Source organism: Promineifilum sp. (SeqCode) (genome assembly GCF_041918635.1).
Classification (GTDB): Bacteria; Chloroflexota; Anaerolineae; order Promineifilales; family Promineifilaceae; genus Promineifilum.
Genome location: NZ_JAYRVJ010000766.1, coordinates 1 through 7,572 on the forward strand (window position 1 = coordinate 1; position 7,572 = coordinate 7,572).

Annotated in this window: 9 protein-coding genes; 4 read left to right on the forward strand and 5 right to left on the reverse strand. The window is 65.2% G+C overall.

Annotated features, from left to right (window positions below):
• A partial coding sequence (dinB, locus tag ACE3UY_RS22045) for a DNA polymerase IV (protein WP_374689626.1) occupies window positions 1-1,004 on the forward strand: 1,004 nt, incomplete at its 5' end.
• A 67-nt stretch (window positions 1,005-1,071) separates the two neighbouring features.
• On the opposite strand, the gene ACE3UY_RS22050 is transcribed toward dinB, so the two are convergent.
• Together ACE3UY_RS22050 and ACE3UY_RS22055 are read right to left on the reverse strand one after the other, a co-directional pair.
• Window positions 1,072-2,175 (reverse strand): M24 family metallopeptidase, encoded by a 1,104-nt coding sequence (locus ACE3UY_RS22050; protein ID WP_374689627.1) that lies wholly within the window; start codon window positions 2,173-2,175, stop codon window positions 1,072-1,074.
• Window positions 2,172-2,672: an acetyl-CoA carboxylase biotin carboxyl carrier protein subunit gene (locus ACE3UY_RS22055; RefSeq protein ID WP_374689628.1), complete on the reverse strand. Its 501-nt coding sequence runs from the start codon at window positions 2,670-2,672 to the stop codon at window positions 2,172-2,174. The genes ACE3UY_RS22050 and ACE3UY_RS22055 overlap by 4 nt, the downstream gene beginning before the upstream one ends.
• A 90-nt stretch (window positions 2,673-2,762) precedes the next feature.
• Between ACE3UY_RS22055 and hemW the strand changes: the two genes are divergently transcribed.
• Window positions 2,763-3,935: a radical SAM family heme chaperone HemW gene (gene hemW, locus ACE3UY_RS22060; RefSeq protein ID WP_374689629.1), complete on the forward strand. Its 1,173-nt coding sequence runs from the start codon at window positions 2,763-2,765 to the stop codon at window positions 3,933-3,935.
• Window positions 3,936-4,022: 87 nt separating this feature from the next.
• Complete coding sequence (locus tag ACE3UY_RS22065) at window positions 4,023-4,610, forward strand: molybdenum cofactor guanylyltransferase (protein WP_374689630.1); 588 nt, start codon at window positions 4,023-4,025, stop codon at window positions 4,608-4,610.
• 44 nt (window positions 4,611-4,654) lie between these two features.
• Here the strand turns inward: ACE3UY_RS22065 and ACE3UY_RS22070 are convergent, their stop codons facing one another.
• The 3 genes from ACE3UY_RS22070 to ACE3UY_RS22080 all read right to left on the reverse strand — a co-directional run bounded on the left by ACE3UY_RS22070 (window position 4,655) and on the right by ACE3UY_RS22080 (window position 7,278).
• Window positions 4,655-5,443, reverse strand: coding sequence for a sugar phosphate nucleotidyltransferase (locus ACE3UY_RS22070; RefSeq protein ID WP_374689631.1), 789 nt, complete (start codon window positions 5,441-5,443; stop codon window positions 4,655-4,657).
• 56 nt (window positions 5,444-5,499) lie between these two features.
• Window positions 5,500-6,576, reverse strand: coding sequence for an S-methyl-5-thioribose-1-phosphate isomerase (gene mtnA, locus ACE3UY_RS22075; RefSeq protein ID WP_374689632.1), 1,077 nt, complete (start codon window positions 6,574-6,576; stop codon window positions 5,500-5,502).
• A 66-nt stretch (window positions 6,577-6,642) separates the two neighbouring features.
• A complete protein-coding gene (locus tag ACE3UY_RS22080) occupies window positions 6,643-7,278 on the reverse strand; it encodes a TetR/AcrR family transcriptional regulator (protein ID WP_374689633.1) in 636 nt (211 codons plus the stop codon).
• A gap of 161 nt (window positions 7,279-7,439) precedes the next feature.
• Between ACE3UY_RS22080 and ACE3UY_RS22085 the strand changes: the two genes are divergently transcribed.
• On the forward strand, window positions 7,440-7,572 hold a 133-nt coding region (locus ACE3UY_RS22085), incomplete at its 3' end, for a YceI family protein (protein ID WP_374689634.1).

The following is a 7,572-nucleotide window of genomic DNA, read 5'->3' on the forward strand; positions in this document are numbered from 1 at the left end:
TCCACCTGCTGGATCACGCCGGAGACGTCGGGCGGCCGCTCGTCGTTGGCGGGCGGCCGGACGAGCGCGGCGTCGTCTCTTCGGCCAGCTATGAGGCGCGCCGCTTCGGCGTCCGCTCGGCCATGCCCACATCGCAGGCGCTGCGGCTCGTCCCCCGGCTCAAGATCGTTCCTCCGGACTGGCCGCGCATTCGCGAATGCTCGCGGGAGGTCATGGCCGTGCTGGAGCCGTATGGGCCGCTGGAGCAGATCAGCGTCGATGAGGCTTACGTCGATCTGACGGGCGAGGCCGACCCCGAGGCGGCGGCCCATGAGCTGTGGGAGCGGATACCGGCCGAGACGAAGCTGCCCTGCTCGGTGGGTCTGGCGACGAGCAAGCTGGTGGCCAAGGTGGCCTCGGACTTCCAAAAGCCGCGCGGTCTGACCGTTGTGCCGCCGGGTACAGAGGCCGGCTTTCTGGCCCCGCTCTCGGTCTCCGCCATCTGGGGCATCGGCCCGCGCACGGCTGAGCGGCTGGCGGCGCTGGGCATTCGCACCTGCGCCGAACTGGCGGCGGCCGAGCCAGAGCGGTTGCGCGCCGCGTTTGGTCGCGAGGCGGCCAAGATGATCCTGCGCGCTCGTGGCGTCGACGACCGCGAGGTGGAGCCGGAACGCGGCCCGGCCAAGAGCATCAGCCAGGAGTGGACGTTCAATCAGGACGTGGCCGACCCGGCGGTGTTGAAGGAGTACTTGCGGAAGATGTCGGCCGAGGTGGCCACCGAGTTGCGCAAGCGCAACCTGCTGGCCCACACCGTGCGCGTCAAGTTCCGCTGGCCTGACTTCACCACCTTCACCCGGCAGCGCTCGCTGGACGTGGGCACCGACGACGCCGAGGCGATCTACCGGCTGGCGCTGGCGCTATGGGCCGAGAACTGGCCGCCGGGGCAGCCGATGCGCCTGCTTGGCGTCGGCGCGGCGGGGCTGCGAGAGGGGGAGAATCGGCAGTTGGGGCTCGGGTTTCAGTGAGCAGTGAGACAGTAGGTCAGTAGATCAGTCTATCAGACTGACCCACTGACCTACCGACTCACTCACTTTACCCTACAGTAATAAGCTCCCGCGGAAACGATGACAACGTCCGGCAGCCATCGGTGGTGACGACGACGTTGTCCTCGATGCGCACGCCGCCGCGGCCGGGCAGGTAGATGCCCGGCTCGATGGTAAAGACGTTGCCGGGAGCCAGCGGCTTGGTGTTGGTGGGACTCATGTCCGGCGGCTCGTGAATCTCCAGCCCCAGGCCGTGGCCGGTGCGGTGAATGAAGTAGTCGCCGTAGCCCGCGTCTTCGATCACGTCGCGCGCTTCGCGATCGACCATCTGGCCGGTGACGCCCGGCCGGGCCGCCGCTCGCCCCGCCTCGTTGGCCAGTCGCACCACCTCATAGATGTGGCGCAACTCGTCATCGATGGGCCCAACGGCGAAGGTGCGCGTCAGGTCAGAGGGGTAGTCGTCCACGTAGACGCCCCAGTCGATGACCAGCAGGTCGCCGCGCTGGAGTTTGCGGTCGGTCGGTGTGGCGTGGGGCGAGGCGCTGTTGGGGCCGGTGGAGACGATGGGGCCGAAGGCGATGCTGTCCGCGCCGGAGGCCAGTAGCTCCTGGGTCAGCATGGCAGCGACCTGTCGCTCGCTCAACCCCACCTTGATGCGCGGCACGATCCGCTTCAGCGCCCGCTCGGTGATGTCGATGGCCTTCTCCATGGCGGCGATCTCGGCCGCGTCCTTGACCATGCGCAAAGCCGACAGCGCTGGCTCGGCGTGGGCGACTTGCAGCCCGGGCGCGTAGCGCTGCAGCAATTGGAGTTCCAGCACGCGCATGTGCAGCGCTTCGACACCCAGCAGGTAGTCGGCCAGTTCCAGGCGCGCGCACGCCTGCTGGAAGGCCGCGGCGTACCCCTCGGCGTCGTTCCAGTCGAAGATTCGATCCTCGGCGATACCGGCGTCGCGGGCCTTCATCGCCTCCAGGGTGGGGATGATGATGGCCGGCTCGTCGTCGGCGGGGATGAAGAGCAGGATGGGCCGCTCGCTGACGTGGGTGTGGATGCCGCTGACGTAGAGTAGGTTCGGCCCGGGCATAAGGGCCAGCCCATCCAGTCCGTGGGCGGCGATCTGTTCAGTGAGACGACGCAGGCGATCTTGGTTCATAGGCTATCGATCTCCACAAGGGGAACGCCGGCCGGCACGGATTCGCCCACGTCGCACAGGATGCGGGCAACGCGGCCGTCGTGCGGGGCCTGGATGGGGATGACCATTTTCATGGACTCCAGCAAGATGAGTTTGTCGCCGGCGGCGACCTGGTCGCCCACGCCGACGAGGATTTGCGAGACGACGGCCGGGATGGACGCGGCCAGCGAACCCGGGTCGGCCGCCGGGCGGGTGGCGCGCCGCCGGGCGCGTTCGACGGACAACACGCGGCCGTCGATCCACACTTGGCGCTTGTCCCCCTGGCGCGCGCCGATGAGGTGGATGCGGGCGGTCGCGCCATTTGGCCGGCGCACCTCGAGAATCATCGTCTGGTCGTCGCGATAGAGCACGCGCGCGTCGCCGGTCAGACCGTCAGCGGTCACGTGCAGCCGGTCGTCCTGGCGGGTCACCTCGAACTCCCGCTCCTGGCCGTGGATGGCGAGGCGAAATTGGGACATGGAGCTATTTATAGCACAGAACGAAGACCTGACAGGTTTTCTGGAACCTGTCAGGTCTTTATGTTGGGTCTTAGTGGTATAATCGCCCCGATGACCGCCTATGCGCTCTATCTTCACATCCCGTTCTGTCGCCAGCGGTGCAGCTACTGCGACTTCAACACCTATACCACGCTAGGCGAGTTGCAGGATGCCTACGTGGTGGCGCTGGCGCGGGAGATCCGGCAGGTAGGAGCGCTGGCCGCGGATGAGCCGGCAGGGACGCCGGCGATCCGCACCATCTTTTTCGGCGGCGGCACGCCGTCGCTGCTAACGACGGCGCAACTGGAACATATCCTGACCGCGGCGCGCGAGACTTTTGCCGTGGCTGGCGACGCGGAGATCACGCTGGAGGCCAACCCCGGCACGGTCAGCCTCGACTATCTGGCCGCGCTCCGCTCCCTGGGCGTGAACCGGCTCAGCTATGGCGTGCAGAGCGCGCTGCCGGGCGAGTTGGCGCTGCTGGGGCGCGCGCACGACTTCGCGGCGGCCGTCGAGGCGGCGCGGCTGGCGCGGGCAGCCGGCTTCGACAACCTGAACCTTGACCTTATCTATGGCCTGCCGGGGCAAAGCGTGGACGACTGGCGGCGCACCCTGGACGCGGTGCTGCCGCTGGGGGTCGAGCACGTCAGCCTCTACTGTCTGACCATTGAGCCGGGCACGCCCATGCAGCGCTGGCTCCACAACGGGACGATTCAACCTCCCGACCCGGACACGGCCGCCGACCAGTACGAAGCGGCCGGGGCGGCGTTGGCGGGAGCGGGCTTTGAGCACTACGAGATCTCCAACTGGGCCAGGCCGGGGCGCGCCTGCCGCCACAACGTGGTCTACTGGCGCAATGAGCCTTACCTCGGTCTGGGCGCGGGCGCGCACGGCTTGGGCGGCGGCTATCGCTATCAGGTGGTGCGCCAGCCACGCGCCTACGTCCGGCGCATGGCCGGCTCTCCGGTGGGGCCATTCCCCCTATCCGCCGCCGTCGCCGCTTACCATCCAGTCGGCCGGGTGGAGGCGATGTCGGACACGGCCATCACCCAACTGCGGCTGCTACAGGAGGGGCTTGACCTGGGAGCGTTCGCCGGGCGCTTCGGCCAGACCTTCGACGAGGTCTACGGCGACACTGTCCGGCAACTGGAGAACTGGGATCTGCTGCGCCGTGACGACGGCCATTTGTTGTTGACGGAGCGGGGGCGGTTCCTGAGCAATCAGGTGTTCTATCGTTTTGTGTGAGGATAGGGGCTAGGTTCTAGGGGCTAGGGGTTAGGGAAGAGCGCTCTCCCCTTGGGAATCGCCCCTGACAGTTGCTTGTAACGTACAATGACCAATAACCTGACAATCGCTATTCAAGCCGGGGGTAAGAGCAGCCGGATGGGTGTGGACAAGTCGTTTGTGCCCTTCCTGGGGCGGCCTATGATCGAAGTCGTCCGCGACCGGGTGGCCGGGCTGGGCGATGAAGTGATCTTGATCACCAACAACCAGGAGCCATACGCCTATCTCGACCTGCCTATGTTCGGTGACATCTATCCCGACAGCGGGCCGCTGGGCGGCATCTACACGGCCATTCACCACGCCAGCCACCCGCACACGCTTGTCGTCGCCTGCGATATGCCCTGGCTGAACCGGCCGCTACTGGAATACATGGTCGGGCTGCGCGAGACGGCCGACATCATCGTCCCGCGCTGGGAGAAGTTCCCGGAGCCGTTGCACGCCATTTACAGCAAGGCATGTCTGGAGCCGATACGGGAGAAGCTGGAGGCGCAACAACTCAAGATCACCGCCTTCTTCGGCCGCGTGCGGCTACGTTTCGTCGACCGGCCGGAGATCGAGCGCTTCGACCCCGAGGGGCGCTCCTTTGCCAATGTCAACACACCTGACGATCTGGCAAAGCAAGGGGCTAGGGGTTAGGGAGGAGCGCTCTTCCCTAGTCCCTAGTCCCTAACCCCTGATCCCTATTCCCAAACCTTCCACGGCGCGCCTCGCTGCCACAGCCGCTCCAGGTCATTGGTATCCTTCAGCGTGTCCATCGACTGCCAGAAGCCGTCGTGTCGATACATCATCACCTGGCCGGCGGCGACAAGCTCCTGTAACAGCCCCGTCTCCAACGCCTGATCCCCCTCGTCGCGCATGAGCGCCAGCGTGGCCCGCTCGAAGACCATGAAACCCGCGTTGATCCAGTAGGGTAGTTGAGGGTATTGAACGTATTGGGCGACGAGGCCGTCCTTGTCGGCGTCCATAATGCCGTACTGATAGTGTTGGGGCTGGATGGCCGTGATGGTCACTAACTTGCCGTGGGCGCAGTGGAAGTCGAGCAGGGCGCGGATGTCCACGTCGCCCACGCCGTCGCCGTAAGTGACGAAGAAGCGCTCAGCCGTCAGGTGCTCGGCCACGCGGGCGATGCGGCTGGCCTTGTCGGTGCGCAATCCGGTGTCCACTAGTGACACCTCCCACTCCGGGTGCTGCTCCGCCCCCAGGAAACGCACGTCCCCGGCCCGGCTGCCGACCTGGATAGTGAAGTCGCGGGTCATGGCCTCATAGTCGAGGAAGTAGCGCTTGAGTTGTCCCGCCTCGTGGCCCAGGGGCAGGACGAACTTGTTGAAGCCATAGGTGGAGAAGATGCGCATGACGTGCCAGATGATGGGCCGGCCGCCGATCTCCACCAGTTCCTTCTTGGTCAGCGTGCCGCCGCGCATTCGCGTGCCCTCGCCGCCGCAAAATATGACTACCGGGATGTTGTTCATGGGAGTGGTCAGTGGTCAGTGGTCAGTAGACAGTAAGCAGTGAACAAGGAGTGTGATCACTGACCACTGTCAACTGACCACTGAATCTGCTTCGCTCGCTCGACCGCAGCGCGCAGGTTCTTCTCGAAAGGTGGGTAGACGATGCCCGCCTCGGTAACGATGCCGGTCACGTAGCGGTGGGGCGTCACGTCGAAGGCGGGGTTGCGGGCGGTGATGCCGGCCGGGGCGATGGGCTGGTCGCCGACCCGCAACACCTCATCCATGTCGCGCTCCTCGATGGGGATGAGATCGCCCGTAGCCAGGTTCAGGTCGATCGTGCTGGTCGGCACGACGGGGTAGAAGGGCACGCCATTCTCTTTCGCCAGCACACCGAGCATGTAGGTGCCGATCTTGTTGGCTACGTCGCCGTTGGCCGCCGTCCGGTCGGAGCCAACCAGGACGAGATTCACCGCGCCGGCGCGCAGGAAGTGACCGGCGGCGTTGTCGGCGATGAGGTCAAAGGGTATGCCCTTCTGCTGAAGCTCCCAGGCGGTCAGGCGCGCCCCCTGTAACCGCGGCCGGGTCTCGTCTACCAGGACGTGGATGCGTTTGCCCTGCTCATGGGCGGCGAAGATGACACCCAGCGCCGTGCCCCAATCCACGGTAGCCAGCGCGCCGGTGTTGCAGTGGTGGAGAATGGTGTCGCCCTCGCTAACCAACTCCGCGCCGTGGTAGGCCATGCGCCGGTTGAGCGCGACGTCTTCATCGGCCAGCCGTTGTGCTTCCACCAACAGGGCGTCGCGCACGTCATCGACGCTCTCTAGCTCCTCATCGGCGGCCACGCGCAGTAGCCGGCGCACACCCCAGGCCAGGTTGACGGCCGTCGGCCGGGCGGCTTCCAGATGGCGAGCGGCCTCCTCCAGATCGCGCAGCAGCGTCAGGCGGTCGGTGGCGCGGCTCTGGCGGGCAGCCAGGGCCATGCCGAAGGCTGCCGCCGCGCCGATAGCCGGTGCGCCGCGCACCACCATATCGCGAATGGCCTGGGCGACTTCCTGGTAGGTGGCGTAGTCGGGCACGCGGACCTCGAACGGCAGGAGCCGCTGGTCGATCATCTTCATCACGTCGCGGTCGTAGTCCCAGTAGACAGTACGCATCATTCCTCTTTAGGGACTAAGGGTTAGGGACTAGGGGAAGAGCGCTCTTCCCCTAGTCCCTAACCCCTAGTCTCTGTCTGCAAGACGTTCGACGAGGGAGCGCAGGCCGGCGCTGATGCGGTCCAGAGAGTAACCGCGCACGTCCCGCTGGAAGCGGAAAATGTCTACCTGCAACGGCGCCAGCAGCGCCTCGCCCAGGTACTCCAGGTCGAGATCGGAAACCAGTTCCCCTTTGCGCGCCGCCGCGTTTAGCAGCGCGCCGACGGTCATGAACTGCCAGAAGTGGGGCAGGTTCAGCCGCTCCTCCGATAGCCCGCCGCGCTCTACTTCGAGCAGCAGCGGCGAATGGCGCTCGGTGAAGCTGACCAGCGCCTCCAGGAACTGGGCCAGCTGCTCCAAGTGGCTCAGCCCGGCGGCGTTCTGGCCCTGGAAACGGGCCAGCATGTCGTTCTGAAATTCGCCCATTTGGCGATCCATCAGCGACAGGCAAAGCTCCGCCTTATTGGCGAAGCGGCGGTAGAGCGTGCCCTTGCCGACGCCGGCCGCCTCGGCGATCTCGGCCATGCATACCGCCGCCACACCCCGTTCGGCGAACAGGCGCTCAGCCGTTTGCAAGATGAGGGCGCGGTTAGCGGCGGCGTCAGCCCGCTCGCGCCGTTCGGCGCCGCTCTCCTCTAGGGTAGTCAGTTGAATTCGTTCCATCGCGTGCTTTCTATTATGAATTGTCTATTTGCTCTTGACAAGTGGACTTAAGTCCGCTAATATTCTAGCAGATAAACGGACTTTTGTCCACTTAGGTTCGACAGGCCACAAAAACCTGTCAATTACTGGGAAAGAAAACAGAGAAAGGAGAATATCATAACATGTCCTGGCAAGTTGATAAGAGCCACTCGCACATTAACTTCACCGTGCGCCACATGATGATCAGCAAGGTACGCGGCGAGTTCACCAACTTCGACGCGACGATTGGTTTCGACGAGAACAATCCGACCCAGA